This is a genomic window from Sphaerisporangium sp. NPDC051011 (assembly GCF_040653595.1).
Taxonomy (GTDB): domain Bacteria; phylum Actinomycetota; class Actinomycetes; order Streptosporangiales; family Streptosporangiaceae; genus Sphaerisporangium.
Map to the genome: position 1 here is coordinate 26,963 of NZ_JBFAGG010000022.1, position 21,655 is coordinate 48,617.

Annotated in this window: 21 protein-coding genes; 10 read left to right on the forward strand and 11 right to left on the reverse strand. The window is 71.9% G+C overall.

All coding sequences use genetic code 11. The features are described 5' to 3' along the window. Positions 1-32 precede the first annotated feature (32 nt). Positions 33-1,241 (forward strand): serine hydrolase domain-containing protein, encoded by a 1,209-nt coding sequence (locus tag AB0H21_RS36150; protein WP_358525887.1) that lies wholly within the window; start codon positions 33-35, stop codon positions 1,239-1,241. Between the two features lie 220 nt (positions 1,242-1,461). Then, positions 1,462-2,256: a sporulation protein gene (locus tag AB0H21_RS36155; RefSeq protein WP_358525889.1), complete on the forward strand. Its 795-nt coding sequence runs from the start codon at positions 1,462-1,464 to the stop codon at positions 2,254-2,256. Positions 2,257-2,382: 126 nt separating this feature from the next. Here the strand turns inward: AB0H21_RS36155 and AB0H21_RS36160 are convergent, their stop codons facing one another. From AB0H21_RS36160 to AB0H21_RS36170, 3 genes are read right to left on the reverse strand one after another with little or no spacing between them, the layout of a single operon-like run. Beyond that, positions 2,383-3,654 carry a cytochrome P450 gene (locus AB0H21_RS36160; RefSeq protein WP_358525890.1) on the reverse strand — a complete coding sequence of 424 codons (1,272 nt, stop codon included), beginning with the start codon at positions 3,652-3,654 and terminating at the stop codon, positions 2,383-2,385. A gap of 1 nt (position 3,655) precedes the next feature. Then, positions 3,656-3,856 carry a ferredoxin gene (locus AB0H21_RS36165; protein ID WP_358525891.1) on the reverse strand — a complete coding sequence of 67 codons (201 nt, stop codon included), beginning with the start codon at positions 3,854-3,856 and terminating at the stop codon, positions 3,656-3,658. Then, a complete protein-coding gene (locus AB0H21_RS36170; protein ID WP_358525892.1) occupies positions 3,853-4,464 on the reverse strand; it encodes a TetR family transcriptional regulator in 612 nt (203 codons plus the stop codon). Before AB0H21_RS36170 ends, AB0H21_RS36165 begins: the two co-directional genes overlap by 4 nt. A gap of 247 nt (positions 4,465-4,711) precedes the next feature. Between AB0H21_RS36170 and AB0H21_RS36175 the strand changes: the two genes are divergently transcribed. Beyond that, the gene (locus AB0H21_RS36175) at positions 4,712-5,806 is read left to right on the forward strand and encodes a sensor histidine kinase (protein WP_358525894.1); all 1,095 of its coding nucleotides are present in this window, start codon (positions 4,712-4,714) and stop codon (positions 5,804-5,806) included. Positions 5,807-5,830: 24 nt separating this feature from the next. On the opposite strand, the gene AB0H21_RS36180 is transcribed toward AB0H21_RS36175, so the two are convergent. The 4 genes from AB0H21_RS36180 to AB0H21_RS36195 all read right to left on the reverse strand — a co-directional run bounded on the left by AB0H21_RS36180 (position 5,831) and on the right by AB0H21_RS36195 (position 9,245). Further along, positions 5,831-6,307 carry an ATP-binding protein gene (locus AB0H21_RS36180; RefSeq protein ID WP_358525895.1) on the reverse strand — a complete coding sequence of 159 codons (477 nt, stop codon included), beginning with the start codon at positions 6,305-6,307 and terminating at the stop codon, positions 5,831-5,833. A gap of 115 nt (positions 6,308-6,422) precedes the next feature. Continuing rightward, the gene (locus AB0H21_RS36185) at positions 6,423-7,682 is read right to left on the reverse strand and encodes an ROK family protein (RefSeq protein WP_358525897.1); all 1,260 of its coding nucleotides are present in this window, start codon (positions 7,680-7,682) and stop codon (positions 6,423-6,425) included. Positions 7,683-7,909: 227 nt separating this feature from the next. Further along, a complete protein-coding gene (locus AB0H21_RS36190; protein WP_358525898.1) occupies positions 7,910-8,845 on the reverse strand; it encodes a M56 family metallopeptidase in 936 nt (311 codons plus the stop codon). Between the two features lie 10 nt (positions 8,846-8,855). Then, entirely contained in the window at positions 8,856-9,245 is a 390-nt protein-coding gene (locus tag AB0H21_RS36195; RefSeq protein WP_358525900.1) for a BlaI/MecI/CopY family transcriptional regulator, read from the reverse strand. A 127-nt stretch (positions 9,246-9,372) separates the two neighbouring features. Here AB0H21_RS36195 and AB0H21_RS36200 point away from each other — a divergent pair, with 127 nt between their 5' ends. The 5 genes from AB0H21_RS36200 (at position 9,373) to AB0H21_RS36220 (ending at position 14,148) form a co-directional block, all read left to right on the forward strand. Then, a complete protein-coding gene (locus AB0H21_RS36200; protein ID WP_358525901.1) occupies positions 9,373-10,110 on the forward strand; it encodes a DedA family protein in 738 nt (245 codons plus the stop codon). Next, positions 10,107-10,946: an undecaprenyl-diphosphate phosphatase gene (locus AB0H21_RS36205; protein ID WP_358525903.1), complete on the forward strand. Its 840-nt coding sequence runs from the start codon at positions 10,107-10,109 to the stop codon at positions 10,944-10,946. Before AB0H21_RS36200 ends, AB0H21_RS36205 begins: the two co-directional genes overlap by 4 nt. Before the next feature lie 240 nt (positions 10,947-11,186). Then, positions 11,187-12,260 (forward strand): HAMP domain-containing sensor histidine kinase, encoded by a 1,074-nt coding sequence (locus AB0H21_RS36210; protein WP_358525905.1) that lies wholly within the window; start codon positions 11,187-11,189, stop codon positions 12,258-12,260. Between the two features lie 6 nt (positions 12,261-12,266). Further along, positions 12,267-12,923: a response regulator transcription factor gene (locus tag AB0H21_RS36215; protein ID WP_358525906.1), complete on the forward strand. Its 657-nt coding sequence runs from the start codon at positions 12,267-12,269 to the stop codon at positions 12,921-12,923. Between the two features lie 82 nt (positions 12,924-13,005). After that, positions 13,006-14,148: a hypothetical protein gene (locus tag AB0H21_RS36220; RefSeq protein WP_358525908.1), complete on the forward strand. Its 1,143-nt coding sequence runs from the start codon at positions 13,006-13,008 to the stop codon at positions 14,146-14,148. Positions 14,149-14,168: 20 nt separating this feature from the next. Here AB0H21_RS36220 and AB0H21_RS36225 read toward each other — a convergent pair whose 3' ends face one another. Next, positions 14,169-16,310, reverse strand: coding sequence for an acetate--CoA ligase family protein (locus AB0H21_RS36225; protein ID WP_358525909.1), 2,142 nt, complete (start codon positions 16,308-16,310; stop codon positions 14,169-14,171). Between the two features lie 307 nt (positions 16,311-16,617). Between AB0H21_RS36225 and AB0H21_RS36230 the strand changes: the two genes are divergently transcribed. Continuing rightward, positions 16,618-18,333 carry a GAF domain-containing sensor histidine kinase gene (locus AB0H21_RS36230; protein WP_358525911.1) on the forward strand — a complete coding sequence of 572 codons (1,716 nt, stop codon included), beginning with the start codon at positions 16,618-16,620 and terminating at the stop codon, positions 18,331-18,333. Positions 18,334-18,386: 53 nt separating this feature from the next. Here AB0H21_RS36230 and AB0H21_RS36235 read toward each other — a convergent pair whose 3' ends face one another. The 3 genes from AB0H21_RS36235 to AB0H21_RS36245 all read right to left on the reverse strand — a co-directional run bounded on the left by AB0H21_RS36235 (position 18,387) and on the right by AB0H21_RS36245 (position 20,164). Beyond that, positions 18,387-18,791: a pyridoxamine 5'-phosphate oxidase family protein gene (locus tag AB0H21_RS36235; RefSeq protein ID WP_358525913.1), complete on the reverse strand. Its 405-nt coding sequence runs from the start codon at positions 18,789-18,791 to the stop codon at positions 18,387-18,389. 34 nt (positions 18,792-18,825) lie between these two features. After that, a complete protein-coding gene (locus AB0H21_RS36240; protein ID WP_358525915.1) occupies positions 18,826-19,485 on the reverse strand; it encodes a response regulator transcription factor in 660 nt (219 codons plus the stop codon). A 118-nt stretch (positions 19,486-19,603) separates the two neighbouring features. Next, positions 19,604-20,164 carry a hypothetical protein gene (locus AB0H21_RS36245; protein ID WP_358525917.1) on the reverse strand — a complete coding sequence of 187 codons (561 nt, stop codon included), beginning with the start codon at positions 20,162-20,164 and terminating at the stop codon, positions 19,604-19,606. Positions 20,165-20,506: 342 nt separating this feature from the next. Here AB0H21_RS36245 and AB0H21_RS36250 point away from each other — a divergent pair, with 342 nt between their 5' ends. Then, a complete protein-coding gene (locus tag AB0H21_RS36250; RefSeq protein ID WP_358525918.1) occupies positions 20,507-21,514 on the forward strand; it encodes a nitroreductase family protein in 1,008 nt (335 codons plus the stop codon). The last annotated feature ends 141 nt before the right edge of the window (positions 21,515-21,655 follow it).

Genomic DNA, 21,655 nt, shown 5'->3' on the forward strand with positions numbered 1-21,655 from the left:
GCGAACGACCACATCGAGCAGGGAGTCCCCCGATGTCGTATCCCACCGTGAAGTCCCCCTCCACCAAGCGTCGCGGCCGGCTCGCCCTGGCCGCGGTGGCCATCGCCGCGCTGAGCGGGCTCGGCCTGACCGCCGGGCCGGCGAACGCGCAGCCCGCCGACCCCGTGCAGAAGAGCCTGAACGACTTGGTGCGCGGGGGCGCGTTCCCGGGCGCCCTGGCCGCGGTGCGGGACGCCGACGGGCGTACCCACAACTACACCGCCGGTGTCGGCGACCTGGCGACGAAGGCGAAGGTCCCGGTCGACGGACGGGTGCGCATCGCCAGCAACACCAAGATGTTCACCGCCGTGGTCGTGCTGCAACTGGCCGGCGAGGGCAAGATCGAGCTGGACGCGCCGGTCGAGAAGTACCTGCCCGAGCTGATCCGCGGCAACGGCAACGACGGTCGCAAGATCACCATCCGCCAGCTCCTCCAGCACACCGCCGGCCTGCCGAACTACACGCTGTACTTCCCGCCGATCTCCGAGATCCAGCACAAGTACAGCGAGCCCCGGGAACTGGTCGACGTCGCGCTGGCGCACAAGGCGACGTTCGCTCCCGGACAGGGCTGGCAGTACAGCAACACCAACTACGTCGTGCTAGGCCTGCTCGTCCAGAAGGTCACCGGCAGGCCGATCAGTGAGGAGATCACCAAGCGGGTCATCGAGCGGGCGGGGCTGCGGGACACGTACTGGCCCGGCGTCGGCGAGCAGGCCATCCGCGGCGCCCACCCCCATGGGTACGAGGCCAAGAAGCCCGGGGAGCAGGCCGCCGAGAGCGCCGAGAGCGCCGAGAGCGCCGAGAGCGCTGAGAGCATGGTGGACATCACGGAACTCGACCCGTCGTGGGGATGGGCGGCCGGGCAGCTCATCGGCTCCCCGAGCGACGTCAACCGCTTCCTCGTCGCGCTGATGAACGGCAGGCTGCTCAAGCCGGCGGAGCTGGAGCAGATGAAGCACACGGTCAATGCCCCCGGTCTCCCGGGCGGGTGGACGTACGGGCTCGGGCTGGTCAAGATCAAGCTGAGCTGCGGCGGCTACGTGTACGGCCACGGCGGCGACATCGACGGCTACGAGTCCCGCACCGGCATCACCGAGGACGGCCGGGCGGCGACCGTGGTCGTGACCGCCCTGCCCACCGAGCAGAAGGCCGCCGAGAGTGTCATGGCCGCCCTCGACACCGCCCTCTGCGCCCAGAAGTAGGAGACCGAGGCCCCGGCGCGGCACGAGGGCTCACGAAGCGGGCGGCCGATGCGCCGCCCGCCCCGCCGCCCGGATGATCGGCTTCCGAGGAGGGGACCAACACCACCTCGCGCGGGTATGTATCGCTTGAACGTGACATGACCTGGTCCTGACCGGAGCCGCCCTCGCGCACGGATCGCCGATGCGGGGGCCTCAGAGCGTGGTTGCGAGGGGAGAAGTCGTGGTCTTCAAACGGATTCTGGGTGCGTTCGGTGTCGGCGCCCCGTCGGTGGACACCGTTCTGGCCGGCCCGCGGGTCGAGCCGGGGGGAGTGCTGGCCGGTGACGTGCGGCTCAAGGGCGGTGACTTCGACGCCCACATCGAGCACATCACCCTGGGCCTGGTGGCCCATGCGCAGTTGGTGCCCGACGAGGACATGCCGCGGCCCGACGACGACGAGTTCCTTCGCGTCCAGGTCTCGGGCCCCTTCATCCTGCGCGCCGGCGAGGAGCGCGCGGTCCCCTTCGAGATCGAGATGCCCTGGGAGAGCCCCATCAGCGAGGTCGGTGGCCGGCAGCTCGCCGAGATGGCGCTCGGCGTGCGCACCGAGCTGGCCATCGCCAAGGCGGTCGACAAGGGCGATCTGGACCCGCTCGCCGTCGAGCCCCTGCCCTCCCAGCTGCGCGTTCTGGAGGCGCTCCTGAGCCTGGGCTTCCAGGTCCAGGCCGCCGACCTCGAACTCGGCTACAACTTCGGGGTGAGCCAGGAACTGCCGTTCTACCAGGTGATCGCGTTCTCCTCGCCGCCCCGGCTCGCCGAGGTCGTCGACGAGGTCGACCTCACCTTCGTCGCCGGCCCCGCCGGACTGGTGATCATCCTGGAGGCCGTCGAGCACGTCGCCGGACAGCTCCCCGCCGACGCCGGCATCCGCTTCCAGGTCGGCCACGACGAGGCGCTGGGTACCGACTGGGCCGCCGAGCTGGACCGATGGCTGGCGGGACTGACCGGCCACGGCGCCGCTCAGGGGGCGACCTGACCGGGGTCCCTCGGCCGTCTTCGCGGCGGCGGCCGCGCGTCGCCGCCGGCACGCGCGCCGTCTGATCGGCCCGCCGTGCGGCGCGGGAACCCGGGGCGTCCCGGCTCCCGCGCCGCACGATCCCGGTCAGCGGATGCGGAGCGGGAGCGTGCGCGGGCCGCGCACCTGGCCCGTGGCCCAGGTCACGGCTGACGGGTCCTCCAGGCTGAACGTGGGAATGCGCTCCAGCCAGACCTCCAGGGCGACCCGGAGCTCCATGCGTGCCAGGTGGGAGCCCACGCAGCGGTGGATGCCGAGGCCGAACGCGGCGTGCTTGTTGACCTCCCGGTCGAGGACGACGTCACCCGCCTGGTCGAACTGCGCCGGGTCGCGGTTGGCCGCCGGGAAGGACAGGAGGATCCAGTCGTCGGCCTTCATGTCGACGCCGCGCCAGTGCATGTCCTCCTTGACCAGCCGTGCCATCGTGACCGGCGCGTACACCCGGAGCAGTTCCTCCATCGCGGTGGGCAGGAGCCCGGGGTCGGCGACCAGCCGCTCGCGGTGCTCGGGGGTCTTCGCCAGGTGCCACAGCGACGCGCCGATCGCGCTCCACGTGGTGTCGATCCCGGCGATGAGCAGCAGGGACATCGTGCCGGCCACATGGGTCGGCTCCAGCTTCCGGCCGTAGAGCTCCACGTTCATGAGGTACGTCGTCAGGTCGTCGCGCGGGTTGTCGACGTGGTCGCGGATCTGCGCGTACAGGTAGTCGAACAGCGCTTCCAGCCGCTGGATGCGGTCCTCCGGCTGCCGGTTGACGCCCTCCAGCGCGTTCTCGACGAACTCGCGGAACCGCGGCCCGTCCTCAGGGGGAAATCCCAGCATGTCGGCGATGACCCGGATCGGAATGTGCTGGGCGTAGTCGTGGGCCGCGTCGACGACGTCCTGCCCCTCCAGCGCGTCGATCAGCGAGTGACAGAACTCTCGCGTCGCCTGCTCCCGTTTGGCGACGGCGTTCTTGGTGAACGCGGGGAGCAGCAGCTTGCGCGCGTCGTGGTGGAACGGCGGGTCGGAGGAGATCGGCGGGGCGCCGCCGATCGGCGCCAGCTCCTGGGGCGGCCGGAAGTTGCTCATGATGATCGCTCGGGACGAGAAGCGCTCGGTGTCGTAGGCGATGGCCGCGACGTCCTCATACCGCGTCGGCAGCCAGCCGCCGCCGAACCGGCCGGTGTGCGCAATCGGGCAGCGCTGCCGCAGGTCGTCCTGGATGGGGTACGGATCGGCCGCCCACTCCGGCTCGGTGTGGGAGAAGTCGCTCGCCCAGTCCGAGACGGGCCCGGTGACGATCTCGTTGCGCGTCCCGAGGGCGCGATCGCTCAGCGTCTCGCGGAACCTCTCGCCGAAGTGATCCTCGACGCCCATGTCACGCCTCCTCGTGGATCTCGATCGCTCTTTCCGGGCAGTTGGCGACGGCCAGGCGCGCCGTCTGCTCCTCGCCCGGCGGGACGACGCCGTCGCCGAGAACCCGCCCGTAACCCTCGTCGTCCTCGCCGAACAGGCTCGGCGCGAGGTCGTAACAGCGGCCGTGTCCCTGGCACCGCTCGGTGTTGATCTTGACTTTCACTTCGGCGCTTCCCTCTGTGCTGTGGTGTCGGCAGGGGCGAACGCGGCGCCGACACGCGTGAGCAACGCGGTCCACTCCTCATCATCGACCGTGTGCATCTCGGGGGTGATGAGGGCACTGCCCATCGCGAGCAGCAGGCAGAAGTGGGCCAGCGCGTCCGGGGACACCGCGGAGTCCAGTTCGCCGCGGCTCTGGGCGACGCGCGCGAGCTCGGTGAGCCAGTCCGCGCGCTCGCCGACGTACTCACGCGTCGGCCGGGCGACGTCCTCGTCCCTGCGGGCCGTGACCAGCGCCTCGGCGATCAGAGAGCTCTTGGCCAGGCGCGGGAGCCGGCGACCGGCGGCGACCAGTAGGTCCATGACCGGCCGGTCCGGGTCGGCGGCCAGCAGGTCCGCGAGCAGCCTGGGCCCGTGCGCCCGCAGCGCGGCCACGAGCAGCTCCGCCTTGGAGGCGAAGTGCGCGTACAGCGCTCCGTTGCTCACCCCGGCGGTGGACGCGATGTCGGTGACGCGCGTGCCCTCGTACCCTCGCCGCGCGAAGACCTCGGCGGCCGCGTGCAGCAGCCGCTCGCGCGTCTCGGCGGCGGTGACGCCCGCGATCCGCCCCATACGGTAATTAAATGATCATTCATTTGATACGTCAAGGCCCGTGTCATTCCTCCTGGGTATGCCGGGCCTGGGCGCTCACCATGGCCGATTTCGCGCCGCGTGGACGCCGAACCCCGAGGCCTGCCGAGGACGGCCGGCGTGCAGGGGTAATACCCACCTCCCGGTAACGGTGCGTCATTGGCAAAGTTGCAAAATGGGTCACATGGGCGGAAAATCCTCAAGGATTGTCAGAAAGTATCGATCAACTGTGGTCGATGCGCTGCTCGCCGCCGCCGTCCTGGCCTTCACGATCCCGACGACGGCCATCGACCACGCATTCTCTCCATGGGGGCGACCGCCGCATTGGCTGGGCTATCTGGCGGGGGCGATCACGGCGGCGACCATGCTGATCCGGCGCCGCACCCCCTGGCCGGCGATCATCGCCTCGGCCGTCTGCGCCTTCGTCACCGCGCAGACCGTACCCTTGATCCTGGCGGCCTTCTCGATGACGTCCGAACATCGAATGCGCTCGTGGAAGAGCGTCGCCCTGGCGCTCGTGGCGGTGTACGTCGTCGCCGACTACTTCAACCCGTACACCGACCAATACCTGCCCCTCCCCGTCATCCGGGCGCTGACGCTGATCTACCTGCCCGCGCTGGCGGGTACCTGGGTATGGGAATACCGGCGGCTGATCGGTGAGCTGCGGGCCGGGGTGCGCGAGCGGGAGGAACTCGCCGCGTCGGAGGAGCGGCGCAGGCTGGCCCGGGAGTTGCACGACACGGTGACGCACGCGGTGACCGGCATGGTGCTCAACGCCGGGATCATCGGCGACGCCGAGGATCCCGCAGAGATTCCCGATCTGGCGGCGGGCATCGAGGACAAGGGGGTCCAGGCGCTGGCCGAGCTGCGCCAGTTGCTCACCGTGCTGCGCCGGGACGAGGTGCCCGCGACCGGCGGGGTCGAGGCGATCAGCCGCCTGGTGAAGGACGCCGAAGCCGGCGGGCTGCGGGTCGACTGCCGCATCGACCTTCCCAGGGAGCCGCTTCCGCCACAGGTGGAACACGCCTGCTACCGGCTCGTCCAGGAGGGGCTGAGCAACGTCCGCAAGCACGCGCCGGGGTCACAGGTCCAGATCACCTGCGAGCTGGAGGACGATCACGTGAGCGTCCGTGTGGACAACACCCCCCGTCACGGGGACGACAGCCACGGAACGGAGAGAAGGGCCCCCTCGGTCGGAGGAGGCTACGGGCTGGCCGGACTCAGGGAGCGCATCACCCTCGCGGGCGGCCGGTTCGCCGCGGGCCCGACTCCGGACGGCGGCTTCGCCATCACGGCCCGGCTCCCCCTGAGGGCCCGCCGGTGAATTCCGTCGCCGGATCGCCCGGTTTCAGGAGAGCCGGGCCCAGACCCGGTGGCCGTGCTCGCCGGAGCCTTCGTAGCCGACCTGGTCGGCCAGGGCCACGACGATGGCCAGCCCGCGGCCGAACTCGGCCACGGCCTCGCAGCGCGTGCCGAACCGCGGGGTGCCGCCCCGCCCGCGGTCGTAGACCGCCACGGTGATGACCTGACCGGTGCGGGAGACCTCGACGACGAACGTTCCCTGGTCATGGCCGCTCCGCGTGTGCCGGACGGCGTTGCCGGCGAGCTCGGAGGCGATCAGTTCGGCGTCGTCGCGGCGCGGGCAGTCGCCGAGCAGGAAGCGGACCATGTGGCGCGCGTGAGGGATCTGGTCGAGCGTGCCTGGAAAGGTGCGGCGCCAGACCATGCCGCCGCGCTGGGAATCGATCGTCGTCTCGATGAGTTCCGTGGGGCTCGGCGCGGGCTGTGGAAGTGCGGCGCGCGGGAGGTTCCGGACTTCCAACATCGCGTCCTCGGGGGGTGGGAGGTGTGTCGCGGACGATGCCGGCCTCGGGACGCGGGGTCGGCGGGACGAATCTGATCGGATCAGGCGATCGGGACGAGCGGTGTTCAGGCGGTGGTCATACGGAGTAGACGTGGTCGCTGATGAGGCGGGCCGCGCCCACGACCCCGGAGGTGCCGTTCAGTTCCGACAGGACGATGGGAAGGTTCCCGGTGGCCAGGGGCAGCGACCGGCGGTAGACGACGCTCCTGATCTCGGCGAGCAGCACGTGGCCCAGCCGGGCCACCCCGCCCGCGATGATCACGAGCCCCGGGTTGAAGAAGCTGACCAGGCCCGCGAGGACCTGGCCCACACGGCGCCCGCCGTCCCGGATGAGCTGGACCGCCGTGGCGTCGCCCTGCGCGGCGGCCGCGGCGACGTCCTCGGCCGACAGCGTCCCGGCGGCGGCCAGCCGTTCCGCCAAGTACGGCGAGGCGCCCGAGCGCGCGGCGGCCAGCGCCTGGCGGGCCAGGGCCGCGCCGCTGAAATACGCCTCCAGGCAGCCGGTGTTGCCGCACGCGCACACCGGGCCGACCTGGTCGACCCGGATGTGCCCGATGTCGCCCGCGCTGCCCGACACGCCACGGTAGATCTTGCCGTCCACCACGATGCCGCAGCCGATGCCCGTGCCGATCTTGACGAGCAGGAAGTCCCTCACCTGGCGGGCCGGCCCGGCGTGCAGCTCCCCGAGCGCCATGATGTTGACGTCGTTGTCCAGCATGGCCAGGCAGCCGAGCTCCTGGCTGACTATCTCGCGCATCGGGTACCGGTCCCAGCCCGGCATGATCGGCGGTACGACGGGCACCCCTTCGGCGAAACTGACCGGCCCGGGTACCCCTATTCCGGCCCCCTGGAGCTGCGTGAACAACCCCTGCTGCTTCAGCTTCCCGGCGAGGACCAGCACGCGGTCGAGCACGTGGGCAGGGCCGAACCGTATGTCGCACGGCTCGCTCACGTGGCCGAGCACGCGCAGCTCGCCGTCGGTGATCGCGACGTCGACCGAGGTCGCGCCGATGTCGATGCCGGCGAAGCGGGTGTCGCGCGACAGCCGGACCAGGCCCGAGCGGCGGCCGCCCCGGGAGGCCGCGAGGCCGTCGGTCTCGGCCAGCCCCAGCCCGACGAGCCGGTTGAGGGCGGCGTTGAGCCTCGCCCGCGACATCGGCCACGGGTCCGGGTACGCGGGGTGCGGGTACGCGGCGCCGGGCGGCAGCGCCGGGGAGCCCGCGGGGGCGGTGGAATCCGCGGTGAGATCCGCCAGCTCGGCCCGCGAGCGGGGCCCATCCCGCATCAGGCGCAGCAGCGCGGCCTGGTGCGAGTCCTCCGGCCGGTTCGTCTTCACCTACCACTCCTCGAGATAGCGCTTGCTCGGTGTAGGTGTTCGGGGGGAACGTACCGCGCTTTCGACCTTGCCGGGAAGGCCTTTTGGCGATTTGATTGGTATTTTTGTTGAAATAATCAAAAGTGGGGCCCGGCGGCAAGGAACCCGAAATCGGTTTCCCATCGACCGGCCGGCCATCATCGCAGGTGGGCGCCGATTTCGGCGAAGGCGGACGCTCGCGGTCGAGGCTATTCGGCGCCGACGATCTCGAGCAGGAGGTGGAGGTCGTGCCCGGCCTCGGCGGTGGAGCAGGCCGCGATGGCGAGCAGTGCCGCGGTGGCGAGGACGAGGCCGGGGTGGCGGCGCAGGGGAGGGGCGAGGAGGGCGGCGACGCGGCGGGGGACCGGGCCGGCGCCGCCGAGCGGGCCGCGACGGCCGAAGATGCCGAGGGCCGCGCCGGGGGCGGGGGCGGGGGCGCGGCGGGCGGCCAGGGCCGCCTTGCCGACGGTGCGGGCGACCTGGGCCCGGTCACCGGTGACGGCGGCGGCGCGTTCGTCGGCCCAGCGTTCGACGGTGTAGGTGACGGCGGTCGCGAGCGGGCGCAGAAGGGGGTTGGCGGCGGCGCCCAGCCCCGCGAAGGCCACGAACAGGTAGTGGTGCGCCGCCAGGTGAGCCCGCTCATGCGCGAGCAGGATGTCGTGCTCGCTCTCCTCCAGCGCGTGGAGCATGCCGGTGGAGACGACGACGCGGCCGGGCAGCCCGGGCAGGGCGAAGGCGTCCGGGGTGTCGTCCTCGACGACGACGAGACCGTCGGGCGTGGGCATGCAGGCGGCCTCCGCGGCGGCGGCGACCAGCGTGCGGGCGCGTCGCACGAGCACGCGTGCCGCGGTGAGCACGGCGCCGCCGAGCAGCAGGCCGGCGACGAGGGCGATGGACGGTCCGGTGGGGTCGTCGCGTTGCGCGGCGTGGGCCGACCAGTGGCCGAGATCGGCGAGCAGGGGGATGCGGATCAGCCCGGTGATGGTCAGCAGTCCCAGAGAGATGGTGGTCGCCGCCGCGAGCACCACCGCCGAGACGGTGAGCAGCCAGGTGGCCAGCCGGGGCTCACAGCGTTCGGACAGCGGTCGTGCGACGAGAGGGGCGAGCAGGGAAAGCAACAGCGGGAGGTAGACGGCGACGCGCATCCGGGGTCCTCTACCGATCCGGCTGCGGATCGGATCCGAGCAACTGGCGGAGCAGGTCCGCGTCCGCGCTGGACAGGCCGTCGGCGAAGCGGGCGAGGACGGCCTCCCGGTCGGACCGCTCCTCCAGGACCGTCCGCATGCGCCGGGCGGCGAAGCCGGGGTCGTCGGTGACGGGCGTGTAGGCGTACGCCCGGCCGCGCGGGCTGCGGGTGAGCAACTGCTTGGCGTGCATGCGGGTGAGGATCGTGACCACCGTGCTGTAGGTCGGCTCACCGCCGAGGCGCTCGGCGACCTCGCCCGGGGTCAGCGCGTCGCCGGCCCGCTGGAGCAGGTCGAGGATCTCGGCCTCCCGCTCGCCGTTGGCCCGTTTGGGGCCCCGTCCCTGCGCGTTCGCACTCATGGGTTGTCGTTTCCTCACCCATCTTCTACAGTCGTGTAAAACTTCTACGGCGGTGTAAAAGCTGCCGTCTGCCCAGTTTGCCACGCGCCGGAGCCCCAGGGACAGCGCACGACGGAAGGACCCGCGGGTGTCTCACGCGCTCGACCTCCTGGACGCCGCCGCGCTGCTGTCGGCGTTCGGCACCGCGGGGGTCTTCCTGGTGATGTTCGCCGAGACCGGCCTGCTGGTCGGGTTCTTCCTCCCCGGAGACTCGCTGCTGTTCACCGCAGGCCTGCTCTGCACCACCCAGGTCAACGGCGTACAGCTCTCGCTGCCCGGGGTGCTGGCCGCCGCCGTGGCCGGGGCGCTGCTCGGCGCGCAGACCGGTTACCTCATCGGCCGCCACGCCGGAGGGGCCCTGCTCGCCCGCACCCGCAACCGTCACCTGCTGCGCGGCGCGGTCAGGGCCGAGGAACTGCTCGGCCGCTACGGCCACGGCAAGGCCATCGTCCTGGCCCGTTTCATCCCCCTGGTGCGTACCGTGCTGAACCCGCTCGCCGGAGCCGTGAAGGTGCCCACGCGCACCTTCACGGTCTGGCAGATCACCGGCGGCGTGGTGTGGACGGCCGGCCTGGTGCTGGCCGGTTACGGCCTGGGAGCGAGCATCCCCGGCGTCGACCGCTACCTGCTGCCCCTGGTCGGCGTGATCGTCGCCGTCTCCCTGCTGCCGCTGCTCGTGGAGGTGCTCCGGTCCCGCCGCCGCTCCCATACGACCACGCAGCGCGCTGCCCTGAACGACGTCGGCCGCCCCGCACCCGCAGACCGCACGCACGAAGCGCACCCCACCATGACACCCGAACGACCAGCACGGAGACGGATCCCATGAGCGTCATCACCCTCGGCCAGGCCATCGTGCTCGGAATCGTGGAGGGGGTGACCGAGTTCCTCCCCATCTCCTCCACCGGCCACCTCAAGATCGCCGAAGGCCTGATGGGCATCCCCGTCGACGACACCGCGGTGGTCGGCTTCACCGCCGTGATCCAGGTCGGGGCGATCGCCGCGGTGCTGGTGTACTTCTTCACCGACATCGTGCGGATCGTCTCCGCCTGGGGCCGCGGCCTGACCGATCGCCGGCAACGCGACCAGCATGACTACAAATTCGCCTGGTGGGTCATCTTCGCCACCCTTCCGATCGTCGCCGTGGGTCTCCTCGCCAAGCCACTGATCGCGGGCTCGCTCGCCTCGCTGTGGGTGGTCGCGGGCTCGTTGATCGTCGGCAGCGGCCTGATGTGGGCGGCCGACCGGATGGGCCGCCACAAGCGCGGCGAGGGCGACACCACCTTCAAGGACGCGATGCTCGTGGGCTGCTCGCAGATCCTAGCCCTGCTCTTCCCCGGCTTCTCCCGTTCGGGCGCGACCATGTCCACCGCCCTCTTCCTGGACCTGGACCGGCTGGCGGCGACGAGGCTGTCCTTCTTCCTCGGCATTCCCGCGCTGACCGGCGCCGGCCTGTACGAACTCAAGGACGCCATGGCCGGCCCGGGAGTCGGCGCGGCGCCGCTCGTCGTCGGCACGGCCGTCTCGTTCGTGGTGGCCTACGCCTCCATCGCCTGGCTGCTGAGGTACGTCGCCCGGCACTCCTTCAACGTCTTCGTCGCCTACCGCATCGTCGTCGGGATCCTGCTGTTCGCGCTCCTCGGCACCGGAGCGCTGACCGCGTGACCACACGCCCCACCTGCCCCGCTTAGTCGTACAAAAGCGACCGCATTGTCACTGTTCCCCGCCGTCCGGATCGGCTACCCGGGCGCGTCGCCCGAGCGGTGACGGGGGTGCCGGGCGTGCGGCCCCCATTCCGGCGGGGGTGCGCCATGTAGGCGCTCACCGGTCAAGCCGCAGGTGAGCCGGGGTGATGGGAGTCACGCCGGATGGACAGGCATGGCCCGCGGCGGCGAGGCTGAGGACATGAGCGCTCATACCGGCCCGCACACCGCCGTCCGGCCGCCCGCCGGTGAGCCGGCGGGGGCGGCCCGGTTCCGGCGTGCGCCGGCCAAGGCCCTGTTCTGGCGGATCTTCGTGATCAACGGAGTGGTCTTCACCGCGGGGACCTTGGTCCTGGCACTCTCGCCCGCCACCGTGTCCACACCGGTTCACCGGGCCGAGCTGCCGGTGCTGGCCGCCGGGCTGGCGCTGATCCTCGCCGCCAACGCCCTCCTGCTGCGCCGGAGCCTGGCTCCGCTCCAGGCGCTGACCGGCCTCATGGACCGGGTCGACGTGCTGCGCCCCACCGGCCGGCTGCGCTTCAGCGGCAACGGCGACCTGGCCGGGGTGGTCGCGGCCTTCAACGCGATGCTGGACCGTCTGGAGGCCGAGCGCGGCACCGCCGCCGCCCACGCGTTGGCGGCTCAGGAAGGCGAGCGCCGGCGGATCGCCCGCGAGTTGCACGACGAGATCGGTCAGAGCCTGACCGTCGTGCTGCTGGGTCTCAAACGCGCCGCCGACCGCGCCCCGGCCGACCTGCGCGAGGAGTTGCGCACCATCACCGAGACGGTCCGGGCGAGCCTGGACGAGGTCGGCCAGGTGGCCCGCCGACTGCGGCCCGGCGTCCTGGAGGACCTCGGCCTGACCAGCGCCCTGAGCGCCCTGGCCACCGAGATCGCGCAGCAGCGCGGCGTCTCGGTGACCCGCCACCTGGACGCGCGGCTGCCGCCGCTGAGCGAGCAGGCCGAACTGGTGCTGTATCGCATCGCCCAGGAGGCCCTGACCAACATCGCCCGCCACGCCGAGGCCCGCCACGTCGCGATCACCCTGGGCCGGGACGGCGACGCCGTCGTGCTGACGGTCGGCGACGACGGGAAGGGCGGCCCGATCGCCGAGGGCGCGGGCGTGCGCGGTATGCGTGAACGCGCCCTGCTGGTCGGCGCCCGCCTGGAGATCACCCACCCGTACCAGGGCGGCACCACGGTGTGCCTGACCATTCCCCCAAGTCCCCCAAGTCCCCCCAATCCCACCGGTCCCACCGGCACGGAAGGAAGGTGATCGGCGATGCCGGCCTCACCGACGCGCATCCTGCTCGCCGACGACCACGCGCTCGTCCGCCATGGCCTGCGCCTGATCCTGGACGCCGAGACGGACCTGACCGTGGTGGCCGAGGCGGCCAACGGCGCCAAGGCGGTCGAACTGGGCTGCGGTGGCGGCATCGACCTCGCCATCCTCGACATCGCCATGCCGCGGATGACCGGCATCCAGGCCGCACGGGAGATCGCCCGGCGCGCCCCCGAGGTCCGGCTGCTGATGCTGTCGATGTACGACAACGAGCAGTACCTGTTCGAGTCCCTCAAGGCGGGGGCCTGCGGGTATGTGCTCAAGTCCGTCGCCGACCGCGACCTTCTGGAAGCCTGCCGGGCCGCGATGCGCGGGGAGCCCTTCCTCTACCCGGGCGCCGTCACCACGCTCATCCGCGACTTCCTGCGCCGTGACGAGCAGGGCGAACGCGGCCCCGCCGCCATCCTGACCCCGCGCGAGGAGGAGGTCGTGAAACTCGTCGCCGAAGGTCACTCCTCCAAGGACATCGCCGACCTGCTGGTCATCAGTGTCAAGACCGTCGAGCGGCACCGCGCCAACGTCCTGGCCAAGCTGGGCATGCGCGACCGGCTGGAACTGACCCGTTATGCCATCCGCGCCGGGCTCATCGAACCGTGATCACCACCAGGACGGAGACCCAGATGAGAACAGCCGCTCGTCCCTCTTCCCACGCCCCCGCCGTGCGAACCGTGAAGGTCACATGAGCGGTCCCGTCCCCGCTCCGCCCTCCATCCGTTCTGCCCTCGGCCTGGTCGCGGCCGTCGTTCCCGTCCTGGCGGTCCTGGTACTGGCCTTGCTGTGGGGGCGCCACCTGCCCGCCATCGCCGAGATCTTCATCGTGGCCCTTCTGACCGCCTCGGTCCTGGCCGCGGTGCATCACGCCGAGGTGGTGGCCCACCGGGTCGGCGAGCCCTTCGGCTCCCTGATCCTCGCCATCGCCGTCACCGTCATCGAGGTCGGCCTCATCGTCAGCCTCATGACCTCCGGGGGCTCCTCGGCCGCCTCACTGGCCCGCGACACCGTGTTCGCCGCCGTCATGATCACCTGTAACGGCATCGTGGGCCTGTCACTCCTGCTCAGCGCGCTACGCCACCGGACGGCCCAGTTCAACCCCGAGGGCACCGGCGCCGCGCTGGCCACCGTGATCACGCTCGCGACCCTGTGCCTGGTCCTGCCCGCCTTCACGACCAGCACGCCCGGCCCCGAGTTCTCCGGGCCGCAGCTCGTCTTCGCCGCGGTGGCGTCCCTGGCCCTGTACGGGCTGTTCGTGTTCGTCCAGAACGTCCGCCACCGCGACTACTTCCTCCCCGTCCACACACCCGACCACGGCACAGCGCGGACCGGCGACGGCACGGCCACCGAGGAGGATCACGCTCCCGTCCCCTCGCCGAGGGACGCCCTCACCAGCCTGGGCCTGCTCCTGGCCGCCCTGATCGGCGTCGTCGGCCTGGCCAAGGTCGAGTCCGCCACGATCGAGCGGATGGTCGGCGCCGCCGGCCTGCCACAGGCGGTGGTCGGCGTCGTCATCGCCCTGCTCGTCCTGCTCCCCGAAACCCTCGCCGCCGCCCGCAACGCCCGCCGCGGCCGTACCCAGATCAGCCTCAACCTCGCTCTGGGCTCGGCCATGGCCAGCATCGGCCTGACCATCCCGGCCATCGCGGTCGCCTCCATCTGGGTGGGCGGTCCGCTGCTGCTCGGCCTGGGCGCCACCCAGATCGTGCTCCTCGCCCTCACCGCGGGCGTCGGCATCCTCACCGTCATGCCGGGCAGAGCCACGCTGCTCCAGGCGGCGGTCCACCTGTGCCTGTGCGCCGCCTACCTCTTGCTGGCCGCCAACCCCTGAGCGGACGGCCAGGACGGCCCTCACGGCGAGGGGGTGGCGGCGGACAGCCGGACGCGGGCGTCCACGGTCACCGCACCCTCGGGGGTGACGATCACGGGGTTGAGGTCGAGTTCGGCCACGTCGGGCAGGGCGACGAGCAGCCGTCCCACCCGGGCGATCTGGTCGGCGAGCGCCTGGACGTCGGCCTTCGGGCGGCCACGGTAGCCGTAGAGCAGGGGGGAGCAGCGCAGGTCGGCGATCATCTCGCACGCGGTGTCCAGGCTGACGGGCGGGACGCGGAAGGAGCGGTCGGCGAGCAGGTCGGCGGCGACGCCGCCCATGCCCACCATGAGGAGCGGGCCGAACGCCGGGTAGTTGACGCCGCCGACGATGATCTCGACGCCCTCGGGGACCATGCGCTGCACGATCGCCCCGGTCATCACCGGCCCGACCGCCGCCTTCATGTCGTGGTAGGCGGACCGCACCGCCGCGGGCGTGGTGAGCCCGGTCCGGACGCCGCCGGCGTCGCTCTTGTGCACCGGTCCGACGGCCTTGAGCACGACCGGCGTCCCCAGGGCGGACGCCGCCTCGGCGGCGGACTCGGGATCGTCCACGAGGATCGACTCGGCGACGGTCACGCCGTAGTGGCGCAGGAGCCGTTCGGTGGTGGCGGGGTCGAGCCAGCCGCCGCCGGGACGCTCGGCGAGCGCGTACCGGACGATCTCCGTGGCGGCCCGGTCGTCGTCCCGCGACGCGGGCTCCACGAGGTCGGCCGGGGTGTTGCGCCATTCCGCGTAGGCCGCGGCGCGGGCCAGCGCGCGGACGGCCTCCTCAGGGAAGGCGTAGACCGGGACGCGCCCGTCGATCAGGTCGCCGCCCGGGTCGTCGTGGCCCACGACGCACGCCACCACGGTCTTGGTCGCGGCGCGCGTCGCCTCGGCGATCGCCTTCCAGGTCGCCTCCAGGCCCGACCCGAAGGGCGGCGTGTAGACGACCAGGACGGCGTCCACGCCGGGGTCGGCCAGGACGGCCTCGATCGTCGCGCCGATCTGCTCGGCGGTGGCGTCGGCGGTCAGGTCCACCGGGTTGCCGAGGGCCGCCGCGGGTGAGACCTGGGCGGCGAGCGAGGCGGGCGGTGTGAGCGGCGGGACGATCAGGCCGTTCCGTTCGCACGCGTCGGCGGTCATCGCCTCGGGGCCGCCGGAATTGCCGACGATGGCGACCCTGCGGCCGGCGGGCAACGGTTGCGCGGCCAGCAGCCTGGCGATGTCCATCATGTCCCGCACGCTGTCCAGGCGGATGACCCCGGCCGCGCGCGCCAGGGCGTCCACGGCGACGTCCGGCGTCGCGGCGGCCGCGGTGTGCGAGCGCACGGCCCGCTCCCCCGCCCCGGACCGGCCGCTCTTGACCATGAGCACCGGCTTTCGGCGGCCCACCCGCGCGGCGATCCTCGCGAACTTGCGCGGGTTGCCGAACGATTCCAGGTAGAGCGCGATGACGCGGGTGGCCTCGTCGTCCTCCCAGTATTCGAGCAGGTCGTTGCCGCTGACGTCGGCCTTGTTGCCCACCGAGACGAACGAGGAGATCGGCAGCCGCTCCAGCAGTGCCGCGCCGACCGCGCCCGACTGCGACAGTGCCGCGATGCTCCCCTCGCGCGGGGATCGCGCGAGGAAGGTCGCGTTCATCCGGGCGGAGGTGTTCACGATGCCCAGGCAGTTCGGGCCGATCAGGCGCATGCCCGCCGACCGGCATATCCGCACCAGTTCGTGTTCGGCGTCCTGCCCGCCGTTCTCGGCGAACCCGGCCGTCAGCACCACCAGGCCCTTGACGCCGGTCGCCGCGCAGTCGCGTGCCACGCCGAGCACGGCGCCGGCGGGGACGGCGACCACGACCAGGTCGGCCGGTCCCGGCAGCGCGCGCACGTCCGGGTACGCCTGGATTCCCGCCACGTGCGACGCCTTGGGGTTCACCGGGTACACCGGGCCGGGGAAGCCGCCGTCGACGAGGTTGCGCAGCACCTTGTGCCCGGCCCCCGACGGCCCGCGTCCCGCGCCGACGACCGCGATGGAGCCGGGCGCCAGCACGCGCGCGAGTGACGTGTGCTCGGGCCGGTCGCCGGGTGTGAGCGGGCGCACGTGGGCGGTGGCGCCGTCGCGGAGCGGGACGTCGTGTTCCTCGGTCATGGCAGGTCTCCGATCCGGTGCGGGACGGCGATGCGCCAGGGGGAGCGGCCGGGTCGTGCCCGGGCCTGACGTGGTCATCGCGTCTCCTTGAGAAGTCCACCGCCACGATCTCCGTCCGGGGCGCAGGTGGGGCAGTGCCGGACGGCCCTCCCGAAAGTGACTTTGGTCTTCGACGGCGCCCGGGTCCGGAGCGGCGCACGGCCGGCCCCGCCTGGCTGGCCCGGCCGGGGTGGACCTTCGCGGAGCCGTTCCGCGCAGTCCGGGGTGCGGGATGGGCTCCGAGACCGGGAGATGCGAGAATCCCGCCATGTCAGCTGATTCGTCGCCTTCGCTCGTCCCCAACATGCGGCTGGATGAGCTGCTGGCGGAGTTGCAGACCCGGCTGGAGGCCGTGCTGGCCACGCGGGACCGCGTGCACGCGTTGCTGGAGGCGGTGGTCTCGGTCGGCAGCGATCTTCAGTTGGAGACGGTGCTGCGCCGCATCGTGGCGACGGCGGTCCGGCTGGTGGACGCGAGCTACGGCGCGCTGGGCGTGGTCGGCGAGGACAACACGCTGGTGGAGTTCATCCCGGTCGGCCTGAGCGAGGAGGAGATCGCCCGGATCGAGCACTGGCCGCACGGCCTGGGCCTGCTCGGCCTGCTGATCAAGGAGCCGGCGCCGCTGCGGCTGGCGTCGATCGCCGACCACCCCGAGTCGTACGGCTTCCCGCCCGGCCACCCGCCGATGGGGTCGTTCCTGGGGGTGCCGCTGCGGGTGCGCGAGGAGGTCTTCGGGAACCTGTACCTGACCGAGAAGCGGGGAGGGGCGGAGTTCGACGAGGATGACCAGGCGGTGGTGACCGCCCTGGCCACCGCCGCCGGCGTCGCGATCGAGAACGCGCGGCTGTACGAGGAGACGCGGCTGCGGGAGATCTGGCTGCAGGCGTCCTCGGAGGTGACGACGGCCCTGCTGTCGGGCGCCGGCGTGGGGGAGGTGCTGAGCCAGGTGGCCCGCCGGGTCCGGGAGATGTCCGACGCCGACCTGGTCATGCTCCTGTTCCCCTCCGACCCCGTCGGCGCCTCGTCCGGGACGTTGCGGGTGCGGATCGCCGAGGGCGCCGAGGACCTGGTGGACGCCGAGATGGGCGTCGAGGGTTCGCTGCCGGGCGCGGCGTACGTCGACGGTGAGCCGCGGATGGTGAACGAGCTGGGCGACCTCGGCATCATGGCCCCTCCCGGGCAGGCCACGGGGGCGGCGGTGTGGGGTCCGGGCGCGGCGGTGCCGCTGGGCGCGGCCGGATCGGTGCGGGGCGTGCTGGCGCTGGGCAAGCGTCCGGGCCGGTTGCCGTTCACGCCGTCGATGCTGCGGATGCTGCACGCGTTCGCCGGGCAGGCGGCCATCGCGCTGGAACTGGCCGAGGCCCGCGAGGACGCCGAGCGGCTCGGCCTGCTGGAGGACCGCGACCGGATCGCCAAGGATCTGCACGACGTGGTGATCCAGCGGCTGTTCGCGGTCGCGATGACGCTGATGAGCGCGGTGCGGCTGGTCGAGCACCCCGAGGGGTCGGCCAGGATGCGGCACGCGATCGACGAGCTGGACGAGACCATCCGGCAGATCCGCTCGACCATCTTCGCGTTGCAGACGCCCCGGGACGTCGCCGAGCCCGGCCTGCGGGCGCGCGTCGTCGAGCTGGTGGAGGGCGCGCGGGGACATCTGGGGTTCATGCCGGGCCTGCGGATGGAGGGGCCGCTGGACAACGATGTGCCCGCGTCCGTGGCCGACCAGTTGCCGGCGGTGCTGCGGGAGGCGCTGTCCAACGTCGTCCGGCATGCCAGGGCGTCCAAGGCCGACGTGGCGGTCACGGTCGGGGACGGGCGGGTCACGCTGGTCGTCCAGGACAATGGGGTCGGGCTGCCCGAGGACGGCCGTCGCAGCGGGTTGCGCAACCTGCGGGAGCGGGCGGACCGGCTCGGAGGGGAGTTCACCGCCGAGCGGGCGGCCGAGGGCGGGACCCGCCTGACCTGGAGCGTCCCGCTCGGATGACCCGCCGCGGGCTCAATGGAGCGTCCCCGCTCGGATGACCCCTGGCCGCCGGCTCACCCCAGGCGCCGCCCGGAGACCTGCTCGGCCTGGATCACGATGAAATGGTCCTGGCCGCCCGGCGCCCAGCGGATCAGGGGAAGGGCGTCGAGGCGTTCGATCTCCTGCGGCTCGGTCACTGCCCGGGCGTGCCCGACGACGGTGACCGACCAGCCCGTGCGGGTGGCGACCTCGATCTGGTCGGCCTCGAAGGCGACGACGGCGTTGCGGGTCGCGGCGGCGAGTTTGGATCCGCCGGCCGTGCGGATGACGATGGTCTCGCCGTACAGGTGGTAGTTCACGGGTTGCACGGTGGGCAGGGCGCGGTCGGTGAACACGATCCGCCCGACCGGCGTCGACGAGAGAAGGTGGAGGCACTCCGCGCGGGTCAGCACCAGCAGCCCGGCCGAATCGACTTTCATGCCATCCAGAGTGGGCCCTTGGGAGGGGGCGCGGTCAGGGACGAAGGTCATGCCGGTCGCGCCGTTCCGCCTTCATCCGCGCCGCCAGCGCCGCGGCCTGCGTACGGCGCTGCATGCTGAGCTTGGCGAGCAGGTTGGACACGTAGTTCTTCACGGTCTTCTCGGCCAGGAAGAGGTGCTCGCCGATCTGCCGGTTGGTCAGCCCTTCGCCGATCAACTCCAGGATCTGCCGCTCCTGGGCCGACAGCGCGGCCAGCGGGTCGGTCTTGTTGGCCTGGTCGCGCAGCCGTCGCAGCATCGTCGCGGTGGTCTGCGGGTCCAGCAGCGACTGCCCGGAGGCGACCGTGCGCACCGCGCCGACCAGGTCCGAGCCGTGGATCTGCTTGAGCACGTACCCCGAGGCGCCGGCCATCACCGCGTCGAACAGCGCGTCGTCGTCGGCGAAGGAGGTCAGCATCAGGCACGCCAGCTCCGGCATCCGGGAGCGCACCTCACGGCACACGTCCACCCCGCTGCCGTCGGGCAGCCGTACGTCCAGCACCGCCACGTCCGGCCGCAGCGCCGGGATGCGGGCGATCGCCGACTCGGCCGTGCCCGCCTCGCCGACGACCTCGATGTCGTCCTCGGAGTTGAGCAGGGCCGCCACGCCGCGGCGGACCACTTCGTGGTCGTCGAGCAGGAAGACGCTAATCATGGCGAGAAATTTACGCCTGATCTCCCGTCGCCTGATAGGGACCAAGGTCCCTGCAACGGCGAAAGCCGGTGCCCTCCCCTCGCCAGGAGGGGTGGGCACCGGCCGAGGACCGGTGTGGTCATTTGAGGATGGGGAGGCGCTTGACCAGGGTGGTCTCGCCCCACCATCCGCCGATGCCCCAGGTGCGGCCGGCGTCGGCCAGGGCCAGGGCCGCGATGACGATGATGTAGACGAGGTGCTCGTCCAGGAAGGGGTTGGTCGCGAGGGGCAGTTCGGCCGCCCACATGAGCACCAGCAGCAGTCCGCCGGCGACGGCGGCGATCCGCATGCCGGCGCCGAGGATCAGCGCGACGCCGATGCCCAGCAGGCCGGTCATGAACAGCCAGTCGACCCAGGGCTGTCCGGCCAGGCCGCTGAACGCCGCGCCGAAGGTGTTCTCGGCGGTGCCCTTGAGGAACCCGGTGGTCGGGCTTCCACCGTGGATCCACGCCTTGGCCGTGGGGGTGGCGAAGCCCCAGCCGAACAGTTTGTCGAGGAAGGCCCACAGGAAGAGCCAGCCGATGGCGATGCGGGCGACGGCGAAGAGGCGGTCGGCCGCAGTGTGGTCGACCTGCGCGGCGTGGGCGGCGGGGGTGCGGTCGGCTGCGCCGTTCTGGTGGCGTCCTTCGAGGAGTGCCATGGCTGTGCTCCGTTCAGTGCGGGGGTCACTGCTTTCTTGCTCACCTCAAGTTCACCGTTTCGGCGTCCTGGCGGGCAGTGCCGTCCGACGCGACCCGTTCGGCCGGACGTCCCTCGCGTCGTGGGACCTTCGGCTCTGCGGGGCATGCGCCCGTCGGCGCGAGGATCTTCGTCCCGCCGATCGGTCGGCCTCTGATCGACGAGATTTTCCACGGCCTTGCCGAGGTCTTGGCGCTGGGTGGGCAGGGGACGTCCAAAGGGCCTGACGGCTCGTGTCTTTCGCCTCTGAACCGATCGCCGCGCCGCCGCTGGAATGGAGCCGCGAAGGGAGGTGGCGCCGCTCATGCACACGTCACAGGAGCTCCGGGCCGCGGTCGAGGCCGCGATCTGGGCGCCGTCGGTGCACAACACCCAGCCGTGGACGTTCGCGGTGACGGACGGCGAGCTCAGCGTTCGCGCGGACACCGACCGCCTGCTGCGCGTCTCCGACGCCGAGGGCAGGGAGATGCTGGTGAGCTGCGGCGCCGCGCTGTTCAACATCCGCCTCGCGGTGTGGGCGACGGGGCACCGTCCTGTGGTCCGCGTCCTGCCCGACCCGGATCGCCCGGGCCTGCTGGCGACCGTCCGTCTTGGGGATCGCCAGGACGCCGACGAGCAGACCCTGGCGATGAACGCGCAGATCCGCCACCGCCGCACCCATCGCGCCGGTTTCACCCGCAAGCAGGTGCCTGATGCGCTTTTGGAGGCCCTGGTCGCGCAGGCCCGGACCGAGGGCGCCCGGCTGACCCCGGCCGTGTCCGAAGCGGTGGTGCGGGTGCTGGCGTCGGTGACGGCCGCGGCCCAGGACGTCCAGGCGGGGGACCGCGCGTTCGCCCTGGAGATGTTGCGCTGGGGCCGTCCCCCGGGGAGCAGGTACCGCGACGGCGTGCCCGCCGGCGCGTATCCCAGCGAGCCGCGGCGGACCCGGCCGCACTTCCCTCAGCGTGACTACGCCGGAGGACGTGCCTCCTGGGGCAGCGAGGAAGATCAGCGGACGGCGACCGCTCCCGGTGTCGTCGCGGTGCTGACCACGCCGGGCGACACACCCCCGGACTGGATGGCGGCCGGGCAGGCGCTGCAACGCGTGCTGCTGCACGCATCCGCGCACGGTGTCAGCGCCGCGTTCCACACCCAGGCGCTGGAGCTGTACCACTTGCGGGAGTTCGTCCGCCAGGAGCTGTGTTCCGGCGAGTACCCCCAGATGATCATGCGCCTGGGGTACCCGGCAGGCGAGACCCGTGCCGTCAGACGTCCGGTGAGCGACGTCCTGGAGGAGTTCGACCGCCCCGGCGCGGAAGGCGCGTGCGCGTGACTCTAAAGATCCACGGCTATTTTACCTAAATCGGGATAAATGCATTAATAAGCCCATGGCAGCCTAAAGTCCGTGCGTAACCCCAAAATTCTCCTGAGTACATGCGCCGCAGCGTTGACCCTGGTCACAGGCCTCTCGGCA

What these genes read in the sequence shown, in the direction of transcription:
- AB0H21_RS36245 (WP_358525917.1), bottom strand. Translation starts at nt 20,164, where the DNA reads ATGGCACTCCTCGAAGGACGCCACCAGAACGGCGCAGCCGACCGCACC.
- AB0H21_RS36180 (WP_358525895.1), bottom strand. Translation starts at nt 6,307, where the DNA reads ATGTTGGAAGTCCGGAACCTCCCGCGCGCCGCACTTCCACAGCCCGCG.
- AB0H21_RS36210 (WP_358525905.1), top strand. Translation starts at nt 11,187, where the DNA reads ATGAGCGCTCATACCGGCCCGCACACCGCCGTCCGGCCGCCCGCCGGT.
- AB0H21_RS36215 (WP_358525906.1), top strand. Translation starts at nt 12,267, where the DNA reads ATGCCGGCCTCACCGACGCGCATCCTGCTCGCCGACGACCACGCGCTC.
- AB0H21_RS36250 (WP_358525918.1), top strand. Translation starts at nt 20,507, where the DNA reads ATGCACACGTCACAGGAGCTCCGGGCCGCGGTCGAGGCCGCGATCTGG.
- AB0H21_RS36240 (WP_358525915.1), bottom strand. Translation starts at nt 19,485, where the DNA reads ATGATTAGCGTCTTCCTGCTCGACGACCACGAAGTGGTCCGCCGCGGC.
- AB0H21_RS36190 (WP_358525898.1), bottom strand. Translation starts at nt 8,845, where the DNA reads ATGCGCGTCGCCGTCTACCTCCCGCTGTTGCTTTCCCTGCTCGCCCCT.
- AB0H21_RS36150 (WP_358525887.1), top strand. Translation starts at nt 33, where the DNA reads ATGTCGTATCCCACCGTGAAGTCCCCCTCCACCAAGCGTCGCGGCCGG.
- AB0H21_RS36225 (WP_358525909.1), bottom strand. Translation starts at nt 16,310, where the DNA reads ATGACCGAGGAACACGACGTCCCGCTCCGCGACGGCGCCACCGCCCAC.
- AB0H21_RS36220 (WP_358525908.1), top strand. Translation starts at nt 13,006, where the DNA reads ATGAGCGGTCCCGTCCCCGCTCCGCCCTCCATCCGTTCTGCCCTCGGC.
- AB0H21_RS36230 (WP_358525911.1), top strand. Translation starts at nt 16,618, where the DNA reads ATGTCAGCTGATTCGTCGCCTTCGCTCGTCCCCAACATGCGGCTGGAT.
- AB0H21_RS36195 (WP_358525900.1), bottom strand. Translation starts at nt 9,245, where the DNA reads ATGAGTGCGAACGCGCAGGGACGGGGCCCCAAACGGGCCAACGGCGAG.
- AB0H21_RS36160 (WP_358525890.1), bottom strand. Translation starts at nt 3,654, where the DNA reads ATGGGCGTCGAGGATCACTTCGGCGAGAGGTTCCGCGAGACGCTGAGC.
- AB0H21_RS36170 (WP_358525892.1), bottom strand. Translation starts at nt 4,464, where the DNA reads ATGGGGCGGATCGCGGGCGTCACCGCCGCCGAGACGCGCGAGCGGCTG.
- AB0H21_RS36235 (WP_358525913.1), bottom strand. Translation starts at nt 18,791, where the DNA reads ATGAAAGTCGATTCGGCCGGGCTGCTGGTGCTGACCCGCGCGGAGTGC.
- AB0H21_RS36205 (WP_358525903.1), top strand. Translation starts at nt 10,107, where the DNA reads ATGAGCGTCATCACCCTCGGCCAGGCCATCGTGCTCGGAATCGTGGAG.